The sequence below is a fragment of the Wolbachia endosymbiont (group B) of Lycaena phlaeas genome (genome assembly GCF_947251875.1).
Lineage (GTDB): Bacteria > Pseudomonadota > Alphaproteobacteria > Rickettsiales > Anaplasmataceae > Wolbachia.
In genome coordinates, this window is sequence record NZ_OX366392.1 from 266550 (window position 1) to 288906 (window position 22357).

21 protein-coding genes, 2 tRNA genes and 1 pseudogene are annotated in these 22357 nt (G+C 34.7%); 13 read left to right on the top strand and 11 right to left on the bottom strand.

Translation table 11 applies throughout. The annotated features are described in order from the left end of the window. Positions 1–159 precede the first annotated feature (159 nt). From OPR37_RS01225 to OPR37_RS01240, 4 genes are all read right to left on the bottom strand, one after another. Positions 160–558, bottom strand: a complete 399-nt coding sequence (locus OPR37_RS01225) for an EVE domain-containing protein (protein WP_252153914.1) — start codon at positions 556–558, stop codon at positions 160–162. After that, positions 558–1742 carry a cell division protein FtsZ gene (gene ftsZ, locus OPR37_RS01230; protein ID WP_012481860.1) on the bottom strand — a complete coding sequence of 395 codons (1185 nt, stop codon included), beginning with the start codon at positions 1740–1742 and terminating at the stop codon, positions 558–560. The genes OPR37_RS01225 and ftsZ overlap by 1 nt, the downstream gene beginning before the upstream one ends. Before the next feature lie 244 nt (positions 1743–1986). Beyond that, positions 1987–2475, bottom strand: coding sequence for a hypothetical protein (locus tag OPR37_RS01235; RefSeq protein WP_264684950.1), 489 nt, complete (start codon positions 2473–2475; stop codon positions 1987–1989). A gap of 76 nt (positions 2476–2551) precedes the next feature. Further along, complete coding sequence (locus OPR37_RS01240) at positions 2552–4054, bottom strand: YifB family Mg chelatase-like AAA ATPase (RefSeq protein WP_264684951.1); 1503 nt, start codon at positions 4052–4054, stop codon at positions 2552–2554. A gap of 120 nt (positions 4055–4174) precedes the next feature. Between OPR37_RS01240 and OPR37_RS01245 the strand changes: the two genes are divergently transcribed. Both OPR37_RS01245 and OPR37_RS01250 read left to right on the top strand, forming a co-directional pair. After that, complete coding sequence (locus OPR37_RS01245; protein WP_149168629.1) at positions 4175–4945, top strand: polysaccharide deacetylase family protein; 771 nt, start codon at positions 4175–4177, stop codon at positions 4943–4945. A 20-nt stretch (positions 4946–4965) separates the two neighbouring features. Further along, positions 4966–6522 (top strand): penicillin-binding transpeptidase domain-containing protein, encoded by a 1557-nt coding sequence (locus OPR37_RS01250; RefSeq protein ID WP_149168628.1) that lies wholly within the window; start codon positions 4966–4968, stop codon positions 6520–6522. Between the two features lie 99 nt (positions 6523–6621). Here the strand turns inward: OPR37_RS01250 and lon are convergent, their stop codons facing one another. The 5 genes from lon to OPR37_RS01275 form a co-directional block, all read right to left on the bottom strand. Continuing rightward, a complete protein-coding gene (lon, locus tag OPR37_RS01255) occupies positions 6622–9078 on the bottom strand; it encodes an endopeptidase La (RefSeq protein WP_149168627.1) in 2457 nt (818 codons plus the stop codon). A 15-nt stretch (positions 9079–9093) separates the two neighbouring features. Beyond that, positions 9094–10371 (bottom strand): ATP-dependent Clp protease ATP-binding subunit ClpX, encoded by a 1278-nt coding sequence (clpX, locus tag OPR37_RS01260; protein WP_007302000.1) that lies wholly within the window; start codon positions 10369–10371, stop codon positions 9094–9096. Further along, positions 10371–10997 (bottom strand): ATP-dependent Clp endopeptidase proteolytic subunit ClpP, encoded by a 627-nt coding sequence (gene clpP / locus OPR37_RS01265; protein ID WP_007301999.1) that lies wholly within the window; start codon positions 10995–10997, stop codon positions 10371–10373. The genes clpX and clpP overlap by 1 nt, the downstream gene beginning before the upstream one ends. Before the next feature lie 11 nt (positions 10998–11008). Continuing rightward, a complete protein-coding gene (gene tig, locus OPR37_RS01270) occupies positions 11009–12352 on the bottom strand; it encodes a trigger factor (protein ID WP_007301998.1) in 1344 nt (447 codons plus the stop codon). A 155-nt stretch (positions 12353–12507) separates the two neighbouring features. After that, positions 12508–12589 (bottom strand) — tRNA-Leu (locus OPR37_RS01275). Between the two features lie 256 nt (positions 12590–12845). On the opposite strand from OPR37_RS01275, the gene OPR37_RS01280 reads away from it, so the two are divergent. Continuing rightward, positions 12846–13445 (top strand): BON domain-containing protein, encoded by a 600-nt coding sequence (locus OPR37_RS01280; RefSeq protein ID WP_019236651.1) that lies wholly within the window; start codon positions 12846–12848, stop codon positions 13443–13445. Between the two features lie 211 nt (positions 13446–13656). On the opposite strand, the pseudogene OPR37_RS01285 reads toward OPR37_RS01280, so the two are convergent. Both OPR37_RS01285 and prmC read right to left on the bottom strand, forming a co-directional pair. After that, positions 13657–14082 (bottom strand): annotated as a pseudogene (locus OPR37_RS01285) (transposase); the annotation flags it as partial. Positions 14083–14163: 81 nt separating this feature from the next. After that, positions 14164–15015: a peptide chain release factor N(5)-glutamine methyltransferase gene (prmC, locus tag OPR37_RS01290; RefSeq protein ID WP_019236648.1), complete on the bottom strand. Its 852-nt coding sequence runs from the start codon at positions 15013–15015 to the stop codon at positions 14164–14166. A 433-nt stretch (positions 15016–15448) separates the two neighbouring features. On the opposite strand from prmC, the gene rpsL reads away from it, so the two are divergent. The 10 genes from rpsL (at position 15449) to rplJ (ending at position 22350) form a co-directional block, all read left to right on the top strand. Further along, positions 15449–15823 (top strand): 30S ribosomal protein S12, encoded by a 375-nt coding sequence (gene rpsL / locus OPR37_RS01295; protein WP_010406837.1) that lies wholly within the window; start codon positions 15449–15451, stop codon positions 15821–15823. Positions 15824–15828: 5 nt separating this feature from the next. Beyond that, positions 15829–16305: a 30S ribosomal protein S7 gene (rpsG, locus tag OPR37_RS01300; RefSeq protein ID WP_006014699.1), complete on the top strand. Its 477-nt coding sequence runs from the start codon at positions 15829–15831 to the stop codon at positions 16303–16305. A gap of 21 nt (positions 16306–16326) precedes the next feature. Then, on the top strand, positions 16327–18402 hold the full coding sequence (fusA, locus tag OPR37_RS01305; RefSeq protein WP_006014698.1) for an elongation factor G: 2076 nt from the start codon (positions 16327–16329) through the stop codon (positions 18400–18402). 12 nt (positions 18403–18414) lie between these two features. Further along, complete coding sequence (tuf, locus tag OPR37_RS01310) at positions 18415–19587, top strand: elongation factor Tu (RefSeq protein ID WP_007301992.1); 1173 nt, start codon at positions 18415–18417, stop codon at positions 19585–19587. A gap of 12 nt (positions 19588–19599) precedes the next feature. Beyond that, positions 19600–19672, top strand: a tRNA-Trp gene (locus OPR37_RS01315). A gap of 19 nt (positions 19673–19691) precedes the next feature. After that, the gene (gene secE / locus OPR37_RS01320) at positions 19692–19892 is read left to right on the top strand and encodes a preprotein translocase subunit SecE (protein WP_007301991.1); all 201 of its coding nucleotides are present in this window, start codon (positions 19692–19694) and stop codon (positions 19890–19892) included. Further along, positions 19882–20718, top strand: coding sequence for a transcription termination/antitermination protein NusG (gene nusG / locus OPR37_RS01325; RefSeq protein ID WP_010406831.1), 837 nt, complete (start codon positions 19882–19884; stop codon positions 20716–20718). Before secE ends, nusG begins: the two co-directional genes overlap by 11 nt. 2 nt (positions 20719–20720) lie before the next feature. Next, entirely contained in the window at positions 20721–21161 is a 441-nt protein-coding gene (locus OPR37_RS01330; RefSeq protein ID WP_007301989.1) for a 50S ribosomal protein L11, read from the top strand. Between the two features lie 4 nt (positions 21162–21165). Beyond that, positions 21166–21819, top strand: coding sequence for a 50S ribosomal protein L1 (gene rplA / locus OPR37_RS01335; RefSeq protein WP_007301988.1), 654 nt, complete (start codon positions 21166–21168; stop codon positions 21817–21819). Positions 21820–21831: 12 nt separating this feature from the next. Continuing rightward, complete coding sequence (gene rplJ, locus OPR37_RS01340) at positions 21832–22350, top strand: 50S ribosomal protein L10 (RefSeq protein WP_007301987.1); 519 nt, start codon at positions 21832–21834, stop codon at positions 22348–22350. Positions 22351–22357: the final 7 nt, after the last annotated feature.

The window sequence follows — 22357 nt, forward strand, 5'->3', positions numbered from 1 at the left end:
AAAGCTATATTAAAACACAACATTTTTAATGTGGTTGCATTACAGCTGGATTCCAGTGTCAAGCACTGCTTTGTGTTTGATGAAAAATCGGCTACTTCGAAACAAACACTCATACAGCTGTATGTTGTGTGCTGAGGTAATATTGTTTGGCAACAGGTATTACACATCACTCATCCTTATTATTTCATTCCACTCAGTCTCTAAAACTGGAGAAACTGATAAACGTGATTGTTTTAATATAACCATATTTTTCAAAAGTGGGTTTTGTTTTATACTGTTTAACGTCACTTGGTTACTTAAAGGTTTCAAAAATTTTACATTCACTAGTCCAAATTTGGAATTATAAACATGATAATACTCCTTTAATACTTCAACTATTCCAAGTATAACTCTCTCTTTACCTGTATGATAAAAAAATGCAAGATCGCCTAATTTCATAGCTCTCATGTAATTTTGAGCTTGATAATTGCATACACCATTCCACTGCGTCACCTGCTCCTTTTCCATTTTTTGCCAGGAGTATTCGCTTGGTTCTGACTTTAGTAGCCAAAATTGCATTATTTTTTTCTTCTTAAATAAGCTGGTATATCATAAACATTGCTGCCCCACTTAACTCTTTCATTTGTTTGCTCAGTTGAAGCATATTCTTTTGTTTCTAATATTGGAATTTGATTATAAGGCCATTTAAAATTTTTTTCCTCTGCTGGGATCTTGTTTTGATTAACAGATGAATTGTCGTTACAGCTATCAATGCCAGTTGCAAGAACAGAAACTCTAACTCTTCCCTCCATCGCCTGATCAAAAGTGGCACCAAATATTATATTTGCATTTTCATCCACTTCTTCACGCACTCTATTGGCTGCAGAATCAACTTCAAATAGAGTCATGTCTCCACCACCAGTAATATTAATCAATATTCCTTGCGCACCTTTCATTGATACATTGTCAAGCAATGGATTAGATATCGCAGCCTCTGCAGCACTAATTGCCCTATCTTCTCCTTCTGCCTCTCCAGTACCAATCATTGCTTTACCCATCTCACTCATTACTGTTTCTATATCAGCAAAATCAAGATTAATCAGTCCTGGCATGATCATCAAATCAGTTACTCCTCTTATGCCAATATGCAGAACATTATCGGCGAGTTGAAATGCGTCAGCAAATGTAGTTTTCTCGTTAGCAATTCTAAATAAATTTTGATTGGGAATGACAATAAGTGTATCTACGTATTTTTGCAACTCTTCAAGTCCAAGCTCTGCAATGCGCATACGTCGCACACCTTCAAAACCGAACGGCTTAGTTACAACTCCAACAGTCAGTATCTTTTTTTCTTTTGCTCCCTTATCTTTAACTACCGCTCTTGCTTCTCTGGCTGCCTTTGCAATTACCGGTGCAGCACCTGTTCCAGTACCACCACCCATCCCTGCTGTGATAAAGAGCATATGACTATCTTTTATATGCTCCATAATTTCATCAATTGATTCTTCTGCTGCACCTTTACCAACATCAGGCAAAGCACCAGCACCAAGGCCCTTAGTTAAGTTAATACCAAGCTGAATTTTTTTATCACATAATGACTTCTCTAACGCTTGAGCATCGGTATTTGCTACGACAAAATTTACCCCTTGTAAATTGGATTGGATCATGTTGTTTACAGCATTTCCGCCAGCACCACCCACTCCCACAACGGTAATCCTTGGGTGTAATACAGGTAGCTCTGGTAAACTAAGGTCGATTGACATTTAAATTTTACTCAAATATTAGTGAATTCACTTGATAACAAGTTACTGCTTTTTTAACAATATGCAAACATTTTTCATTTTGACATACGCAAACAGTAAACAAGATTTACTTATTCTTAACATTGTTAATCAGTAGGTATAATAATTGCAGACCTTCAAACAACACTATTTAAGATGCAAAAAAACAGAAAGTACTTGTAAGTAAAAAAGGACAGAAGCCTGTCCTTTTTGTTGAAAGCATAATTTATACAGAGAGGCCCTTCCCCAAGCAAAGCATTTCTTTAAGTTCATTAATCTTAGTACCTGGTTCTTTATTCTCTTCGTTTACTTTTGCTGCTATTTTGTCGATGTCGCCATTGAGGGCTTTAATTTTCTCTGATTTACCACTGTTTTTATATGCAAGCACAGGTGCAGTTATTAAAGCTGCTACTGCAGCAACAATTACCAAACTAGCAATGAGCGGATGAGCAACTGCAAATGCAGACATTGCAGTAATAGCAGGACTAACAAGTGTTGCAGCCTTTGTTCCAACTGTACCAACAAAAGTTGCATAAGCTGGACTTAAAAAATAAGCAGCTGTAAGTGAAGCTACTGCTATAACTGCTAAAGAAATACCAATTGTCTTGCCTTTATGTTCTTTTACGAGATCCCAACCTTGCACAGGCACTTCTTTAGCTGCTGACCAAAGTCCTTCGTCTCTATATTTATTTTTTATTGCTTCAAGTTTTCCCATAACTATACTCCAAAAATATTAAAATTTCACTAAGGGTAGTATATGGCAAAAAAAGTTTCCTGTCAAGTAAATTAACTTATTTATACATTCTTATTCTGTAATTTAGTGCTTCTGCAATATGTGCTCTTTTTATTTCCTCACTTTTTGCAAGATCTGCAATGGTTCTTGCAACTCTTAATATGCGTATGTAGCCTCGATTGGAAATGTAATTTTCTTTCAGTACGTATTTTAGTAATTCTAATCCTTCCTCGTCTGGCTTAGTTAATGCTTCACCACTTACTTCTGCATTACAATAAATATTCAATTTACTATAACGCTCAGCTTGAATTTTCCTCGCTGCTATCACTCTTTTTCTAATATTTTCAGTGCTTTCTCCTTCTGAAGAAATTTCAGGAGAGAGTATACTAACGTTTGGCATTTCAATGCATATGTCTATTCTATCAAGCAAAGGTCCTGATATTTTATTTCTATAATCTGTGCCGCATTTTGGAGCTTTGTTGCACGATCTACTTGCATCACCTAAGTAACCGCACCTGCAGGGATTCATTGCAGCTATAAGTTGAAAATTAGCTGGATAAGTAATGTGAGCATTTGCCCTTGCGATAGTGACTTTTCTATCTTCAAGTGGTTGGCGTAGAGAATCAAGCACAAGCCTTGGAAATTCAGGTAGCTCGTCAAGAAATAACACACCATTGTGAGCCATGGTAATTTCCCCAGGCTTTGCATTTTTTCCTCCTCCTATCATCGCTGGCATGGAACATGAGTGATGAGGTTCACGAAAGGGACGAGTTACTTTAAATGTTTCGTTACTGGCTTTTGTTATGCTAGAGATAATATTAACATCAATCATCTCTTGTTCAGTCAAATCGGGTAATAGCCCTATAAATCGCTTAGCAAGCATTGACTTTCCAGTACCAGGAGGTCCAACAAGAAGCATATTGTGTCCACCTGCTGCTGCAATTTCAGCTGCTCTTTTTGCAACAACTTGACCTTTAATATCCTTTATATCTGGAACTGAATTTTTTTCTTTGGGCGCAGCGCTATAGTTAAAAGTTACCGGCTGAATTAACTGCTCACCCTTAAAATGTCTGATAATATCGGTTAATTTCTCTATAGCCAGAATAGAAACATTCTTTACCCATGAAGCTTCTACTCCATTTCCCCTTGGGCAAATTACTCCTTTATTTACCTGTTTTGCATTGATTGCTGTTGGAAGTACTCCTGAGATTGGTATGACTCTGCTGTCTAGTGCAAGCTCGCCCATGATTATATAAGACTGAACTTTTTCAACTGGTATCACATTCATTACAACAAGTAATCCAACAGCAATAGCTAAGTCATAATGACTACCTTCTTTAAGCAAATCCGCAGGGGAAAGATTAACCGTAATCCTTTTTGGAGGTAACAGAAGATTGATTGAATTTAACGCTGCTCTGATACGCTCTCTGGATTCTGCAACAGTTTTATCCGGCAGTCCAACAATATTAAAAGCTGGAATACCATTTGCCATGTGAATTTGTGCATTAATATTTACTGTGCTGGTTCCCTGAAGAGCAACGGTATTTATATTTGCAATCATACTATATTATATAAAGTTATTAATATAATATATTGACAAAGTAACGAAGTAAACAGTAGCTGCTAAAAGTGGTTTAATTTAGCAAAAAAGTGTAGTACTCTATCACTTTGCTGATTATATATGTTTATAAGAATAATCGCTTTTCTTTTGCTATATTCAAGCGCAGTTTTCTGTAGTGATTGTAACTTTAACTTACCATATCGTGGGCTCAGTTGTGATTTGGATCTATCATATAGAAATTTAAGTAATATAAAGAAATTATTGAATAACAAAGATAAGTTCGTTGCACTTACGTTTGATGATGGACCGTCTTATAATAGAGCAGGAGATATTATTAATATTCTGGAGAGCAATGAAACAAAAGCGACATTTTTTGTGCTTGGTGAGCGTATAAATAAAAAAACATCTGAAATAGTAAACAAAATCCATAAAGCAGGTCATGAATTAGGTAATCATTCTTGGTCGCATAGGAAGTTGACATCACTTTCAAGTGAGGAGCAATTGCAAGAACTGGAAAAGACAAATGTGGCAATTAAAAATGCAACAGAACAGAATGTAAAATGGTTTCGTCCACCATATGGATGTCATAACGATAATTTGATCAAAAATACTAATCGATTAAATATGTATTCCATATTATGGACAGTTGATTCTCTGGACTGGCAAGGCGATAAATCAGAAATTCTGGTTGAAAGAGTTTTAAGCAATGTACATAATGGAGCGATTATATTGTTCCATGATCACGATAACAAATCAAATACAGTTGAAGCTTTATCTCAGATTATTGAAATACTAAAAAAATCGGGTTACAAACTTGTTACCTTAAGTGAGTGGGAAGAAAGGGTTTGTGATGTAGTGAAAGCTAGAAATGTGTCAATAAAAGGAGAATGAGTGCGTTCTAAAGGAATTCTATGTGGACAAAAAACAAGGTCTTCAACCGCAGGGCATTCATATTAGGTGGTATTCAGCTTACTATTTCTGCTATTTTTAGTTATAGGTTGTATACTTTACAAGTACGAGATAGACAAAAATATGAAGTGCTATCCAATAATAATAGGATAAAAGTTGTTACTATTGTGCCTAAACGAGGCAGGATTTTGGATAGGAATAGCGTTGAACTCGCAGTAAACAAAATTTCGTATATTGTTTTATTTGATGGGCAAAAAACCTTTACTAGGGAAGTTGATTTGCAGATGTTATCAGAAATTAAACCTGATACAACAAAATCATCAGATACAAAAATAACTGCTCTTTATAAACGTTATTACCCGTTTGGTTCGATATGTTCTCATATAATCGGATATACAAAAAAACAGCAAGACATAAATGAAGCAGGGGTTAGTGGAATTGAATATACATATGATCATGTATTAAAAGGCAAGACCGGAAAATCTGAGCAGGAAATAAATTCTAAGAAGCGTATCATGAGAGAGTTATCTAGCATACCGCAGCAAGATGGACAAGATATACAGCTGACAATTGATGTTGATTTACAGAAGAAAATTGCAGAGATATTTAAAGATCACCAAGGTTCCACAGTGGTAATTGATGTAAATAACGGAGAAATTTTAGCATTATATAATTCACCTTCTTACGATAATAATCTTTTCACTAGCAGATTATCAAATGAAACTTGGAAAAATTTAAACAATCCTTCATTACCGCTTGTAAACCGTGCATTATCATATCAAATTCCACCTGGTTCAATATTTAAAATAATAGATGCGCTTGCGGGTTTAAAAGATGGAATAATAACACCAGAAGAAAAGTTCTCGTGTAGGGGCTATATGAAAATAGGTGAACGAAAATTTCGTTGCCTAAAAAGCAAAGTCCATGGATATGTATCTTTAAACGAGGCAATGGCCTTCTCATGCAACACTTACTTTTATAATATAGGAAAAAAAATAAATGTAGATTCTCTACTAGAAATGGCTAGCAAATTTGGTATAGGAAGTGGACCATTAATTGGAATGTTTAAGGAAGAAGCTCCGGGATTGTTGCCTGATGTGGATTGGCGTGCACGCAAGCTATATTCAGAGTGGTATTTAGGTGATACCATTAACTTAGTTATAGGACAAGGGTATTTACTTACAACGCCATTACAGCTTGCAGTTCTTGCAGCGAGGGTTGCAACAGGAAAGGAGGTAATTCCCCACATTGAGATGAGTAAATCAGGGCAAGACTTTCTTGATATTGATGTGAATCATGAGCATCTTAGTGTGGTTCGAAAAGCTATGTTTGACGTGGTGAATTCTAACTATAGAAAAGGACTAGGCAGTATACAAATTGCTGGCAAAACCGGAACACCAGAGATAAACTCTAAAGGTGAAAGTCATAAATTGTTTATCGCTTATGGCCCCTACCATGATCCGCGCTATGCAATCTCAGTGTTTATAGAACATGGTAAAACTCCACGCCAAGATGTTGCAATTGCTAGTGAGATATTGCAATATATGCTTGAAAAATGAACTTATGAAATTGCCATATATGTTACTTGTAATTTATATATTCAAATCAGAGCTTTGAGGTTAAAAAAAAGAAACGAAAATTGCATAAACCTTTTCAATTTAGTGCTTTAATGTTTCTGATGAAGGGAAGGTATTATCCTTATTTTCTATGGAGGTAGACACACTAATTTCGTTATTATCATCAATTGAAGTAATAGGGTGCATCAAAGCAACTTTTATAACTTCATCAATATTCTCAGCAAAAATTACATTGATTTCTTCTTTTATATTTGCAGGAATCTCTTGCATATCTTTCTCATTTTCACTTGGTATAATCACAGTTTTGATTGATCCTCTTAGCGCAGCAAGCAATTTTTCTCTCAAACCCCCAATAGCCAACACTCTACCACGCAATGTTACTTCACCTGTCATAGCAACACTTTTGTTAACTGGTATATTTGTCATAAGAGAAACAATAGATGTACATACTGCACTGCCAGCAGAGGGACCATCTTTTGGCACAGCACCCTCAGGTACATGCAAATGTATATCATTATTTTGAAATTTTTCGGGTTTTATACCGAAAAATAAACAATTTGATCGCACATAACTATACGCAGCTTTTATAGACTCTTGCATAACCTCTCCAAGCTTTCCTGTGTATTTTATTTCCCCCTTGCCCGGAATTAGGACTGACTCTATCATTAAAATATCACCACCTGTTTCAGTATAGGCAAGACCAGTTACTATCCCTACCAAACTCTCATTTTCTGCAATGCCAAAGGTATACTTACGTACCCCTAGATAATCTTGTAAATTACCAGTCTCTACGGATATTTTCTTATTTTTATCAGTTAATATTGCTTTAACTGCCTTTCTCATGAGTTTTGCAAGTTCCCTTTCCATGCTTCGCACGCCGCTTTCACGTGTATATAAACGTATCAACTCGTATAATGCTTCATTGGTTATTTCCCACTCCTTCTGATGCAAACCATGCTCTTTTTTTAATTTTGGAATAAGGTGATGTGTAGCAATACTGATCTTCTCGTCTTCGGTATACCCAGATAATTGTATAATTTCCATCCTATCACGCAAAGGATGCGGTAAATTTAAGCTATTTGCTGTGGCTACAAACATTACACTTGAAAGATCAAACTCAACTTCCAAGTAATGATCTGTAAAATGTTTATTGTGCTCAGTATCCAAAACCTCAAGTAATGCAGATGCAGGATCACCACGCGAATCAGAACCCATCTTATCTATTTCATCAAGCAGGAAAAGCGGGTTGCATGAATTAGCTTTTTTCATGTGTTGAATGATTTTACCAGGCATTGAGCCAATATAAGTTTTCCTGTGTCCTCGTATTTCAGACTCATCACGTATACCACCAAGAGATATGCGAACAAAATCTCTTCCTACTGCTTTTGCCATAGACTTAGCTAAAGAAGTTTTACCAACACCAGGTGGTCCAACTAAGCAAAGTATAGGACCCTTTATCTCTTTTACTCTCTTTAATACTGCTAAAAATTCTATTATTCTATCTTTTACTTTCTCTATGCCATAATGATTTTCATCTAAGATTTTTTTAGCCGCATTTAAGTTAATTTTTGCATCTTTGTACTTTCCCCATGGCAAATCAAGCAACCAATGCAAGTAACTAGATATAACTGTTGCTTCAGGAGAAATGGGATTCATTTTCTTATATCTCTTTAAGTCAGTTATGGCTTTCTCTTTTGCTTCCTCAGAAAGCTTTGTTTCATTTATCTTTTTTTCAAATTCATTGAGTATATTCCCTTCATCTCCATTTTCAAACTCACCTAATTCTTTCTGTATAGCTTTTAATTGCTCATTAAGGTAGTAAACTTTTTGAGTACTTTCAACCTGTGATTTAATTGTCTTATACAAGCGGTTTTGTGCACTCAAAATACTTATTTCTCTCTCAATAAGAGCAAAAACTTTTTTTAAACGCTCTTTTGGGTTATAAACTTCAAGTATGTTTTGCTTGTCTGATACCTTTATATTTAAGTACGAAGCTATCATATCTACAATTTGATTAACCTCTTTAACTTGATCAATGGGGTCAATAATAATCTCGGGCCGACTTTTCTTGCTTAGTTTACACCAATTGTCAAATGCATCTATAACAGAACGCCTTAAAGCTTCTAAATCAATATTATCTTCATTTTCTCCATACTCATAATGACCATCTAACGCTACTCTGGCCTCTAACAAAGTGTGAGAGCTAATATATTCTATAACTCTTCCCCTTCTTACCCCATGAATCATGACTTTTACTGCATTGTCAGGCAGTTTTATTAATGGTTGTATAATGTTTGCTAACACACCTACTTCATAAAGATTCTCTGGCTCTGGATTATCAATAGAACCATCTTTTTGTGCTATGAGAAAAATCTCGTTTTGGTGACTACTGCTACTTATTGCATACTCTAGTGCATGAACAGATTTTTCTCTACCTACGAATAAAGGCAACATTATATTTGGAAAAATTACTACATCTCTTAGAGGTAATACTGGTAATACAGTAGAATTAAAGTTTACAGCACGTCCAATACTCATAATATATGCCTCAAATTAATCATTAACCGTTATAACACTACCCTTATTATTATGATTAATCGTCACTTTGCCTAATTCTACCATTTTCTTAGTAACCGTTATAGTGCTACCTTCAAAACCTCCGTTGCCGGATATATACATAACATCAAGCAAAAGTGACTCTAAGATAGCACGTAACATCCTTGCACCTGTTTTATAGCTTATAGCTTTTTTAGCAATAGCTGATATTGCTTCATCTGAAAACTCAAGGTTTACTTTACTAAATGCAAGCAATGCTTTATATTGTTTTACTAGCGCATTTCTTGGCTCTGTCAACACATGTATTAAATCTTCGTGATCCAGCTCATCTAGAACAGCAGTTATTGGAACTCGTCCTACAAATTCGGGTATCAAACCGAATTTGATTAAGTCCTCAGGTTGAGCATCGCGTAAAGCATTTTTTTTCTTTTGTGCTTTAGACTGACTTATATCTGCTCCAAAGCCAACTGATGTTCCCTTTTTTCTTGCCTCAATAATTTTATTTAGGCCTTCAAAAGCTCCTCCACAAATAAATAGTATATTACTAGTATCTACTTGTATAAACTCTTGTTGCGGGTGTTTTCGCCCTCCTTGTGGCGGAACATAAGCAACTGTACCCTCCATAATCTTAAGCAGAGCTTGCTGGACCCCTTCACCTGAAACGTCACGGGTTATTGAAGTGCTTTCAGATTTTCTTGTAATCTTGTCTATTTCATCGATAAACACTATACCATGCTGTGCCTTTGCAACATCATAATTTGCAGCTTGTAATAGACGTGACAACACGCTTTCTACATCATCACCTACATAACCTGCCTCAGTCAAAGTTGTCGCATCGGCCATAGCAAATGGCACATCTGAAACTTTAGCAAGTGTTTTTGCTAGCAAAGTCTTACCAGAACCAGTAGGGCCAATAAGCATTATATTTGACTTCTCAATTTCAATATCACTTATAGAATGAAGTTGCACCATGGATTGACAATGGTTATACATAGCCACAGATAAAACGTGTTGCGCATGTTCCTGACCTACAACATGCTTACTAAGAAAAATTTTTATATCTTCAGGTTTCTTTAGTAATAGCTTCATATCAGATATATGATCTGAATTAAAAGCTCTCTCTTTCTTTTGACTTATTGCTTTATGGGATAACTCTATGCATTCATTACAAATGAACACCTTTAAACCATCTGAAGAGTTAGTAATCAATTTATCTACTTCGTTTTGTGCCTTGTTACAAAAAGAACAGTAGTGTAAATCATTATTGTTATCCATTAAACTACCTTTTGTTTAACTTTAATATTTTCAATCTTCATATCTTTACGCTCAGCTATTACTCTGTCAATTAAGCCAGTTTTCATTGCTTCTTCAGGATCCATGAATTTATCTCTTTCCATCATTTCTTCAATTTTTTTTAGTGAATTTCCAGTATGTTTTTCATAAATTTGATTTAATTTTTTCTTAACTCGCAAAATTTCATTAGCATGTATTTCTATATCAGTTGCTTGCCCATGATAACCACCAGATGGCTGATGTATCATAATTCTTGAATGAGGTAGCGAGTAACGTTTACCCTCCGCACCAGCTGTAAGCAACAAAGAACCCATAGATGCAGCTTGACCTATACACAAAGTTGAAACGTCTGGATTTATATACTGCATTGTATCGTAGATCGACAAACCAGCAGTTACAACACCACCTGGTGAGTTAATATACATACAAATGTCTTTATCGGGATTTTCCGATTCTAAAAATAAAAGCTGTGCTACTATTACGCTGGCCATGTTGTCTTCAATAGGGCCAGTTACGAAAATTATTCTTTCTTTTACTAGCCTTGAATATATGTCATAAGCCCGCTCACCGCGACTAGTTTGTTCAACTACAATTGGTATAAGAGTCATACCTTTTCCTATCAAATATTATCAAATAATTCCTTTAATTCTTTCACAGAAACAATCTGTTCTTCTTTACTAGCTTTTTCTATCATATAATCCGTCACTTTATACTCAAGCGCTTGCCCTCTAACTAATTCCTGAAATTGTCCATCTGATTTAAAATGTTTAAATACCCTGTCAAATGATACATCTTTACTGACATATTGATTTACAATAACATTCATAATATCACTTTGAGTTAATGATATTTCATGTTCTTTACTGAACTCCATGAATAGCATTGCAAGCTTTACGCGTCTTTCAGCTTCTTTACACGAATCATCTTTAGCATTCAACTCTCTTTCCACTCTCTGCTGTTCCTGTTTTACTACTTCTATAGGCAAATCAAAACTATAACTAGCATCCAAACAATCAAATAGCTCTTTCTTAATTAAGAGATCTTCCATTTCTTTACACTGATTATCAATTACTTCTTTTACATGATCTATTAGCGAAGAATGATCTTCAAAACCAATTCTCCTAGCTATTTCATTATCACTTTGCAAATCTTTGGCAATCTGAATGTCATTAACTCGAACAGAAAAAGCAGCCTCCTGTCCCGCAAGGGAAATTACCTGGTAATCTTCAGGAAATCTCAACTTAAAGCTTTTTGTTTCCCCTTTTTTCATGCCAATTAATTGATCTTCAAAACCATTTATAAATGTTCCAGATCCTAAATTAACAGTAAAATTTTTGCCACTTCCACCTTGAAAGAGCTTATTTCTAATTCGCCCTTCAAAGTCAATTATCAGTTTATCCTCGTTTTTTGCTTGATAAGAAGCATCATCAACAGAGACAAAGTTAGGAAATTTTGTTTTTATAGAATCAATAAATTCTTTTATGTCTCCCTCTTTGATTTTTGCCTTAACTTTCTTCAAATTTATTTTATCAAGATCTATTACTGGCACTTTTGGCATCGATTCAAAAGATAATTTGTACAGAAAGTCACCTTTTTTATCCTTTTTATCAAGGTTTGGTAATGACATAATATCAACCTTAGGATGGATGTGAGACTTAACTTCGATTTTTTTCATTAAATCACTTGAGCAATAGTCAATCGTATCGTTTATCACATATTCCAAAGCTTCGTTTTTATAATTTGTAATAACAAGATCGTAAGGCATCTTTCCTGATCTAAATCCAGGAAATTTTGCATTCTTCGCTATTTCTTGTAATCTAGAGTTTATCTTTTGTTCTATATAATCACTACTAACTGTGATTTCATACTCATACTTTAGTTTATCTACACTAAGTTCCTTATAGGTATATATATTACTTAATGTATCTGCTTCGACTGCATTTTGAGGTATATTACTAGACATTACAACCTGTTATCAATATTTTATTTATGTTTTAATAAAGCCATTTTACCAGAATTTAAGTTAAATACAATCCTTAAGAACAGGTTCTTATACAAACAAAAGTGTACTTAGTGATTATAAATTTTCTCTTAAAACCTGAGTTACATGACTTTAAGTGCGGATAGAGGGACTTGAACCCCCACGAGCAAGCTCACCAGGACCTAAACCTGGCACGTCTACCAATTTCGCCATATCCGCAAGAGCCCTTCATTAACTTATAGATAACCACTTCTGTCATCTTATGCAATTTAAAGATTAGATTTTAGTACCACAGACTGAACTTATAATACTGGTTAACTCCACTATGAGTCTAAGCCTAAATTACTTTAACTAACACTATTAAGATAAGTACTGTCTTAGAAATATTCAAGGCTTATTCAATTTATAGTATTTACACAATAAAAAAAGCTTATTAATATTCTTTAATTAAGGCTCTAAACTCTGGAAATTAATAATGAGATTAATAGCAAGCTTCTTACTCGCAATTTTTCTGATTACACAGAGTGGCTGTACGACTCTTGTAAGTGGTATAGTGGTAACAGCAACTGCAGCGGCTACAGCAATAACAATGCAAGATAAATCCTTGGGAAACATTATTGATGATACAACTATAGTAATAAGAATCAATAAGGGACTCTTAAAACACGGACTGTTCTCATCTATAAAAGTTAAAGTGAGTGAAGGAAGAGTATTACTCATTGGAAATGTTGATAATCATGAAAAGCAACTCACAGCAGAGAAAATAGCTTGGCAGCAAAAAGAGATTAAAGAAGTGATAAATGAAATAAGAGTCACACCAATTAAAATGACTTCTATGCTAGATGTTACTGTAGATGGTATGATAACAGCAGAGATAAGCACGAGGCTTCTGGGAAAAAGAAATATTAAATCAATTAATTATAGCGTTAATACAGTTGATAGAGTCGTTTATTTGATGGGTATAGCTCAAAATAAGGCGGAATTAAAAGCTGTAATAGCAATTGCAAGAAAAGTAAAAGGAGTAAAGCAAGTTGTAAGCTATGTGAGATATAGACATAGCAAATTGCGTCATTGATGAAAATTTACTTGAGTGTTAGTACCATGTAGCTAAGCCATAAAACTCCTTTACAAATTTCGTCAGTTCACTCTTATGGTATGTATAACAATGCTACAGAAAATAATATCATAGAATTCAATAGAATAATTCCTAGAAAATCTCTACATACTAAAAAAAGTAAAATGCTATTTAACACTCCCAAGCTTAAGAATAAATAGCAAACATCTATATCTCGTGCGATATGGCGTTTTATTCCTGAGATTTTTTTACCAGCGTCATAGCCTTTTTCTTCATCAGTGTCTGCGTTCTTTACACTCTGAGTGTCAATTATGCAAAAGCTGATTTTTTCTTTCCAAACATTGTTTTGTCGGACCACACTAACTATTTTTTTTAACATGCACTCCAAAATACTTTTTTTTATTTCCTTTTACTTTTTCACTCCATTTTTGAAATAATCATAACAATTGCGCCGTTTTGGGAAACTCTTTTGGTAGCATCCTCCACTGATAACCACTTTTTAGGGCGTACAACACTCCGCAAAATATATTCATACAAATCAAGTTTTCTTGGTTTTGTTTTTTCCACAAGACTCCAGATCTGGTGAAATAATCTCAAACTTCTCTCGACTTATGTCACTTGGGTATACACTCCTCATATATCCTAATTTATACACTCTATTTCTTACTTTATGCCTTTCTTGAGATTATGAACAGGTTCTTAGAAAGCTAGCGTTCTACTAGTCATGTTCTTTATCTTGCTTTACAACAATGCATCTTTTCATTCCAGCCAAGTCGTATACGTATTCCTGAAAAGCCAGTCCATATAAGGGTATTATTTTGTCAATATTGCTCTGATCTTCGCCTATTTCCAGTATCGCAAACCCATCTTTTTTAAGGCACTTTTTCAATATTGGAAAAATACTCAGGTAACAGCTCAATCCATCGATACCACCATCAAGAGCAATTCTTGGCTCTTTTTGCACTTCAGCTTGCAGATTTTTTAACTTACTTCTTTTAATATATGGAGGATTGCTTATTATAAGATCAAATAAATCTCTACATTCTGTCCACGAATTTGGAAATATTTTAGCTCTGTTGAGAAGATTATGTTTCTTTGTGTTCTGGCAGGTAATTTTGTATGCTTCCAGGCTTTTTTCAAAACCAACTCCAATAGCATATTCATACTCACTAAGTATGGAGATCAACAAACAGCCTGTGCCTGTGCCAAAATCTGCAATTTTTATTTTTTGCTTCTTATTTTGGTAATATTTTAACACTGTTGAAATTACTGTCTCACTATCTGGTCTTGGATCTAGAACATGTTGGTTAACTATAAAATTTTTACTCCAGAATTCACGATTACCTATTATTTGCGATATTGGATATCTTTCTGCTCTTTTTTTTGTTAATTTCCAGAATAGAAGCTCTTTGTTTCTTGGTACCTGATTGGTGTGATTCATGATTGTGAATGATCTTTCTACTCCAAGTACGTACTGCATGATGATTTCACAATCCAAATGTGGTGATTCAATTCTATGTGATGATAGTAGCTTTGACCCTTCTTTAATTAAAGCGCTGATTGTTTTCATTATTCTAAAAACGTGTTCCTTGTATGCAAGAACAGCAAAATTGAGTATAGAATTTTGAACTTAGGGTAGCTGCATTAAATCTAAGTGTCAAGAGTAGGATTGTAAAAATCATCTGGCTTTACTGGTAATTCGGTTAGTATTTTTGCATTAATGTTAGAAACTCTTGGCTCTATTATAAGGATTATTTTCTGCATATTCTTTGATAGCCATCACAGTATATTACTTGTTCCATATCTATATTAATTCGACCACAGCAAGTGATAATTTCTTAATATTAAAACCAATATGCGCTTTAGCATATAATTATCAGTAGCTTTCAAAGCAATTGGGCTGAGATTATTAGAGTAGTAATGTTTATTTTTATATTGACTATTGAGGTTTATTATTTTATAACTAAGACTTAGTTATTTTCAGAGTTTTAAATTTACAGTATATGCCTACGATAAATCAATTAATATGTAAGGGTAGATCAGGGTTAACTCGCAAGAAGAAGGTGCCAGCTTTGGGAAAATGCAATCCTCAAAGAAGGGGTGTTTGCACTAAGGTATATACTACAACTCCTAGAAAGCCTAACTCAGCACTACGTAAGGTAGCTAGAGTAAAGATTAGTGGATACGGTGAAGTGACGGCTTATATACCTGGCGAAGGTCATAATTTACAAGAGCATTCCGTTGTTTTAATACGTGGTGGGCGAGTTAAGGATTTGCCGGGTGTACGTTATCACATAATAAGAGGTGCTCTTGATCTACGTGGTGTGCAAAATCGAAAGAAAGCCCGTTCGAAATATGGTGTAAAGAAATCTGGTTAAAATTTATGGCACGTCGTAATAAAGCAAAAAAAAGAACAAGCCCTGACTCTCGTTATGGTAGTGTCTTGCTTATGCGTTTTATTAATATAATTATGAAATGTGGTAAAAAGTCTATTGCAGAAAAGATTGCTTATAGTGCTTTGTCCTTAGCTGAAAAGAAAATAGGCAAAGATGCCTTATCAATTTTTGAAACAGCAGTAGAAAATGTTACCCCTTCTATAGAAGTACGCTCTCGGCGTATTGGTGGTGCAACTTATCAAGTCCCTGTTGAAATTCGTCAAGATAGAGCAATTTCTTTGGCATTAAGGTGGATTGCTAGAGCAACTTCTGCTGCTCGCAAAAAGAGTGGTAGAACTACTGTTTATTGTTTGCAGTCTGAAATATTAGATGCTTATAATAAATGTGGTGGTGCATTTAAGATGTGTGAAGAAAAGTATAAAATGGCTGAAGCTAATAAGGCATTTTCTCATCTTCGTTTTTAATATTAGCTGATTGATTGTGGTATGGAAGTTTTAATATCTAGGTATAGAAATATAGGAATAATGGCTCATATAGATGCTGGCAAGACCACCACAACAGAGCGTATTTTATTTTATACTGGTAAACAAAATAGGATTGGTGAAGTGCACGATGGTGCGGCTTCTATGGATTGGATGGAGCAAGAGAAGGAGCGTGGCATTACAATTACCTCTGCTGCAACAACATGTTTTTGGAATGATCATAGGATTAATATAATAGATACTCCTGGTCATGTTGATTTCACTATTGAGGTTGAGAGATCTTTGAGGGTTTTGGATGGTGCAGTTGCTGTATTTGATGGAGTTGCTGGAGTTGAGCCTCAGTCTGAAACGGTTTGGCGTCAAGCTGATAAATATACCGTTCCTCGTATCTGCTTTGTTAATAAAATGGATAGAATAGGGGCAAATTTTTATCGATGTATCGATATGATAAAAACGAAGCTTGGCGCATCACCTTTAGTTATTCAGTTGCCAATAGGAAGTGAGAAAGATTTTAAAGGCATAATCGATCTTATTTCTATGAAAGCTATTATATGGCAAGAAGAAACATTGGGCGCTAAATTTTCTTATGAAGATATTCCTTCTGATTTGCTTGATAAGGCTCAAGAGTATCGAAATCTTTTATTAGATGCTGCAGCTGAAATGGATGATGAGGCGATAAATACTTACTTTGAATCTAACGATCTGCCAATTGATTTGTTGAAAAAGTGTGTGAGAAGCGGGACCATTAAAGGAAAATTTGTCCCTGTATTATGTGGGTCAGCTTTTAAAAACAAAGGCGTGCAATCACTTTTAGATGGTGTGGTTGATTTTTTACCCTCTCCTATTGATGTTGATGTAATTATTGGAACTGATCCTAAAGATTCAGAAAAGAAAATTGAGATCAAACCTTCAGAAAAAGAGAAATTCGTTGCTCTTGCGTTTAAAGTGATGACGGATAAATTTGTAGGTAGCTTGACGTTTATTCGTATTTATTCCGGTAAGTTAAAATCTAAATCTGCTGTGTTAAATGCTGGAAAGAATGAGACTGAAGGAATTGGTAGAATGTTGCTTATGCATGCAAATAACAGAGAAGATATAAACGAAGCTAAAGTTGGTGATATAGTTGCCTTAGTTGGATTAAAGAAAACAATTACTGGTGATACTTTATGTTCATCTGATTTTCCTATACTATTAGAGCGTATGGAATTTCCTGATCCTGTTATTGAAATTGCTATAGAACCGAAAACCACCTCAGATCAGGAAAAATTAGGTGTTGCTTTGAATAGATTGGTTGCAGAAGATCCTTCTTTAAGGATGTCAGTAAATGCAGAGAGTGGGCAGACTATATTGAAAGGTATGGGTGAGCTGCATCTTGAGATTATTATTGATAGAATGAAGCGCGAGTTTAATGTTGAAGCTAACGTTGGTGCGCCTCAAGTTGCATATCGTGAAACTATCACTAAATCTGTTGAAATTGATTACACTCATAAAAAACAATCAGGTGGTGCTGGTCAGTTTGCTAAAGTTAAAATAAAATTCGAACCTCTTGAGCCTGGTTTTGGCTTTCAGTTTGAAAGTAAAATTGTAGGCGGTGCTATTCCAAAAGAGTATATACCTGGAGTGCAAAATGGCTTAGAGTTGATAAAAGAAGGTGGTATAATTTCCGGCTTTCCATTGATTGATTTTAAGGCTACTCTTCTTGATGGTGCTTTTCATGATGTTGATTCTAGTCCTTTGGCTTTTGAACTTGCTGCTAAGGGTGCTTTTAAGGAAATGGCAAATAAAGCTGGTCCAAAAATGCTAGAACCTATAATGAAAGTGGAAATCATTACTCCTGAAGAATATATGGGTGATGTTATGGGTGATATAAATAGTAGAAGAGGCAGTGTTGTTGATATGCTGGATTTAGGTAATAATAGCAAAATAATTACTGCTTCGGTTCCTCTTGCAAATATGTTTGGTTATATAAATGTTTTGCGTTCTATATCTCAGGGAAGAGCTCAGTATAGTATGCATTTTTCTTGTTATGAACAAGTGCCACAATATGTGGTTGATGAGTTAAAGTTAAAGTATAATTAAAGGTTAGTAATTATGACAGCGATAGTAGAAGCATTTGGAAAGCCGCATGTAAACGTGGGAACGATAGGACATGTGGATCATGGGAAGACAACGTTAACAGCGGCGATAACAAAGCATTATGGTAATTTTGTAGCATATGATCAAATAGATAAAGCGCCAGAAGAAAGAAAGAGAGGGATAACAATAGCAACAGCGCATGTTGAATATCAAACAGAAAAGAGACACTATGCACACGTTGATTGCCCTGGACATGCTGATTATGTAAAGAATATGATAGTAGGTGCAGCACAGATGGATGCAGCGATATTGGTAGTGTCAGGGGTTGATGGGCCGATGCCACAAACGAGAGAGCATATATTGCTGGCAAAACAGGTGGGTGTTGGATATATCGTGGTATATATAAATAAAGCTGATGTTGCTGATGCTGATATGATAGATTTGGTAGAGATGGAAGTGAGAGAGTTGCTGAGTAAGTATGGATTTCCAGGTGATGAAGTGCCTATGATAGTTGGGTCTGCGTTAAAAGCATTAGAGGATGATAGTAGTGAGTATGGAAAGAAATCAATAGATAAATTGATGGAGAAGTTAGATGAGTATGTGGCAGTACCTCCAAGGCCTATAGATTTGCCGTTTTTGTTGCCAATAGAAGATGTATTTTCAATATCGGGCCGAGGGACGGTAGTAACAGGAAGAATAGAGAAGGGGGAGATAAAGACAGGGGATGAGATAGAGATAATAGGTCTGAAAGCGACGCAAAAGACGATATGTACTGGTGTTGAGATGTTTAAGAAGTTGCTAGATAAGGGAAGTGCAGGACTCAATGTAGGAATACTACTAAGAGGAACAAAGAGAGAAGAAGTGGAGAGAGGGCAAGTATTGGCAAAACCAGGGACAATAACCCCGCATAAGAAATTTAATGCGGAGGTGTATATATTGAAGAAAGAAGAAGGAGGAAGGCATACACCATTTTTTGGAAATTATCAGCCACAGTTTTATTTAAGGACAACGGATGTAACTGGGAGCATAAAATTGCTAGATGGAAAGGAGATGGTAATGCCAGGGGACAATGTAAGTATAGAAGTGGAGTTGCAAGTACCAATAGCAATGGATAAAGGATTACGTTTTGCGATAAGAGAAGGTGGTAGAACTGTTGGTTCTGGCGTTGTTTCGGAAATTTTAGAGTAAACTTTGAATTATAGGAGTGTAGCTCAATTGGTAGAGCGCTGGTCTCCAAAACCAGAGGTTGTAGGTTCAATTCCTATCGCTCCTGCATTAATATTATGGTAGAAATGTTAAAAAACCTGTATGTTTTTTTTTGCGATATAAAGCAAGAAATAAGGAGAATTGCTTGGATAAAAAAACAGCAGGTATTGTCATCTTTGTTTATTGTAATAACTGTTATATTATGCTTTTCGATTTTCTTTTGCTTCGTAGATTTTATGTCTCTTTACGTAATTAAGACTTTATTTGGAATTATTTATGGAATATAAGTATAAATGGTATATCATTAAAGTCGATTACGGGTATGAGAAGGATATATGCGAGTTGGCAACCAATACTGTTTACTTTAAGGAGGTGTTTATTCCTTATCAGACAGTATGTGATGTAAAATCTGATATAAAAGAGTTATGTGAAGTATATATATGTATGCATCTGTGTGATGAAAGCAAAAATATTTTGAATCAAATGACTGGGTTTTGTGGTGATGAGTCTGGTCATTTTGAGATGATTTCAGATGATGAGGTAATTTTAAAACGTAAGGAATTTAATAGATATAAGTGGTACATTTTAAGAGTTGCCTCTAATTATGAAGAGAAAGTGCGCCAATATATATTAGAAAATTCTATGAGATTGAATATTAATAATTATTTTAATAGGGTTTTTATTCCTTGTGAAGAATTAAGTGAGATGGATTTAAAATCTAAAAAAAATGCTAAACGAAGGAAGTCCTTTCCTGGTTATGTCTTTTTATACATGAATTTATGCGATGAGGTATTAAATTTTATTAATAATATACCAAAATCTCTTAAGGTTTATGGATTTTTGAAAAATGGTAATGTTCCAAAGGTGATTGAGGATAATGAGATTCGTTCAATGTGTAGTGCGCTTTACAATGCTCAAGAAACGAAAAAGTTGAGTTATGGTTATGAGAAAGGTGAAAAAGTAAAAATTAATGATGGTCTTTTTCAAAATTTTACTGGTAAGGTAGATATGGTAAATGATGAGAAAAAAATTATTAATATTGAAGTATCAATCTTAGGTAAGCCAACAATAATAGAGCTTGATTTGGCTCAAGTAGAGAAAATAGAGGATTAATTATGAGTAATGTAGTTGCTAAGATTAACTTGCTTATGGAAGCTGGAAAAGCAGTTCCAGGACCGAAAATTGCTTCAGTACTTGGCCCGCGTGGTATACCTGTTCCTAAATTTTGTGAAGCTTTTAATAAAGCTACTAGCGCTGCTAACGCTAGTTATAAAGTAGGTGATTTAGTAACAGTGAGAATTTCCATAAAGGATGATCGCTCTCATGATTTTACTGTCAGCGGTCCGCCTGTGGCTTATTTGCTTAAGCAGGAAGCTAAATTAAGTAAAGCTTCTGGTAATTCTGGTAAAGAATTAGTGGCTAAATTATCTATGTCTGCTATCATTAAAGTGGCAAAGTGTAAGATGGTTGATATGAAAGTGGATAATGAAGATTCAGCAGTGAAGATGGTTATAGGCACTGCAAAATCTATGGGTATAGAAGTTGTGGAAGGTTAGGTAAATGAGTACATATAATGATAATTCTAAGCAATGTTTGGAGAAGGTTGTTGAGTCTGCTTCAGCAAAATTTAATGAATCAGTTGATATCGCAGTCAATTTAGGTGTAGATTCACGTAAATCTGAAGAGCAGGTGCGTGGTACAGTAGTTTTGCCTAAAGGTATCGGGAAGAATATTAAAGTAGCTGTTTTTGCTCAAGATAAACATTTATTAGAAGCTGAAAAAGCTGGTGCTGATATTACAGGAGGAGAAGATTTAATTGAAGAGATAAAAAAAGGTAGAAAGTTGAATGTTGATTGGTGCATCACTACTCCTGATTTCATGGCAAAAATCACTCCTATTGCAAAAGTATTGGGTGCTAAAGGGCTGATGCCTAACCCTAAATTTGGTACTGTGACTTCTAACATTGCGGAAGCTACTAAAACCATTAAGTCTGGTCAAATAAAATTCAGGACGGATAAAAATGGGGTTATTCATGGTAAATTAGGAAGTATTAAATTTGATATTGATGATTTGCTGGAAAATTTAAAAGCCTTTCTTAAAGTAATTAGAGACAATAAACCTGCTTCTGTGAAAGGAGTTTACTTTAAAAGCGTTTTTTTAAATTCAACTATGGGTAAAGCTCATAAAATAAACAAAGTAGAAGATATAATTTAAGGGAGCGAAATTGTGAAGCGTAAAGATAAGGATGAATTTATACAAAACATAATGAATGTGTTTGTAAATAATGATTTCTTAATATTGGTAAATTTCAAGTCTATGAATGTTAGCAATTCATTAATTCTTAGGAATAGTCTAAAATCTGTAATGGGTGGGATGTTAGTAGTTAAAAATACTCTAGCTTGCTTGGCTTTGGAAAGGACTGGTAAATTTTCTTATTTATCAGGTAAATTTTCTGGTTCTGTTGCTATTATATATTCTAGTGCTATAGTAGAAGCTGCAAAGTTAATAGTTGATTTTATTAATGCTAACAAAGAAAAAATGTCTGTGATTTGTGCGGCTCATATAAATGAATTGTTAACAGTGGAAGATGTTAACAAATTGGCTAAGCTTCCCTCTCTGGATGAATTGCGTGTTAAAATTATGCGTTTAATATCTTATGATATTCCTGCTCGGTTAGCATTGTCTATTAATTCATCTTCTATGAGGCTTATGAGAGTTTTGGATTACTATAGTTCTAAAAAATAAATTTGTT

What these genes read in the sequence shown, in the direction of transcription:
- OPR37_RS01225 (WP_252153914.1), bottom strand. Translation starts at nt 558, where the DNA reads ATGCAATTTTGGCTACTAAAGTCAGAACCAAGCGAATACTCCTGGCAA.
- ftsZ (WP_012481860.1), bottom strand. Translation starts at nt 1,742, where the DNA reads ATGTCAATCGACCTTAGTTTACCAGAGCTACCTGTATTACACCCAAGG.
- OPR37_RS01235 (WP_264684950.1), bottom strand. Translation starts at nt 2,475, where the DNA reads ATGGGAAAACTTGAAGCAATAAAAAATAAATATAGAGACGAAGGACTT.
- OPR37_RS01240 (WP_264684951.1), bottom strand. Translation starts at nt 4,054, where the DNA reads ATGATTGCAAATATAAATACCGTTGCTCTTCAGGGAACCAGCACAGTA.
- OPR37_RS01245 (WP_149168629.1), top strand. Translation starts at nt 4,175, where the DNA reads ATGTTTATAAGAATAATCGCTTTTCTTTTGCTATATTCAAGCGCAGTT.
- OPR37_RS01250 (WP_149168628.1), top strand. Translation starts at nt 4,966, where the DNA reads ATGTGGACAAAAAACAAGGTCTTCAACCGCAGGGCATTCATATTAGGT.
- lon (WP_149168627.1), bottom strand. Translation starts at nt 9,078, where the DNA reads ATGAGTATTGGACGTGCTGTAAACTTTAATTCTACTGTATTACCAGTA.
- clpX (WP_007302000.1), bottom strand. Translation starts at nt 10,371, where the DNA reads ATGGATAACAATAATGATTTACACTACTGTTCTTTTTGTAACAAGGCA.
- clpP (WP_007301999.1), bottom strand. Translation starts at nt 10,997, where the DNA reads ATGACTCTTATACCAATTGTAGTTGAACAAACTAGTCGCGGTGAGCGG.
- tig (WP_007301998.1), bottom strand. Translation starts at nt 12,352, where the DNA reads ATGTCTAGTAATATACCTCAAAATGCAGTCGAAGCAGATACATTAAGT.
- OPR37_RS01280 (WP_019236651.1), top strand. Translation starts at nt 12,846, where the DNA reads ATGAGATTAATAGCAAGCTTCTTACTCGCAATTTTTCTGATTACACAG.
- prmC (WP_019236648.1), bottom strand. Translation starts at nt 15,015, where the DNA reads ATGAAAACAATCAGCGCTTTAATTAAAGAAGGGTCAAAGCTACTATCA.
- rpsL (WP_010406837.1), top strand. Translation starts at nt 15,449, where the DNA reads ATGCCTACGATAAATCAATTAATATGTAAGGGTAGATCAGGGTTAACT.
- rpsG (WP_006014699.1), top strand. Translation starts at nt 15,829, where the DNA reads ATGGCACGTCGTAATAAAGCAAAAAAAAGAACAAGCCCTGACTCTCGT.
- fusA (WP_006014698.1), top strand. Translation starts at nt 16,327, where the DNA reads ATGGAAGTTTTAATATCTAGGTATAGAAATATAGGAATAATGGCTCAT.
- tuf (WP_007301992.1), top strand. Translation starts at nt 18,415, where the DNA reads ATGACAGCGATAGTAGAAGCATTTGGAAAGCCGCATGTAAACGTGGGA.
- secE (WP_007301991.1), top strand. Translation starts at nt 19,692, where the DNA reads ATGTTAAAAAACCTGTATGTTTTTTTTTGCGATATAAAGCAAGAAATA.
- nusG (WP_010406831.1), top strand. Translation starts at nt 19,882, where the DNA reads ATGGAATATAAGTATAAATGGTATATCATTAAAGTCGATTACGGGTAT.
- OPR37_RS01330 (WP_007301989.1), top strand. Translation starts at nt 20,721, where the DNA reads ATGAGTAATGTAGTTGCTAAGATTAACTTGCTTATGGAAGCTGGAAAA.
- rplA (WP_007301988.1), top strand. Translation starts at nt 21,166, where the DNA reads ATGAGTACATATAATGATAATTCTAAGCAATGTTTGGAGAAGGTTGTT.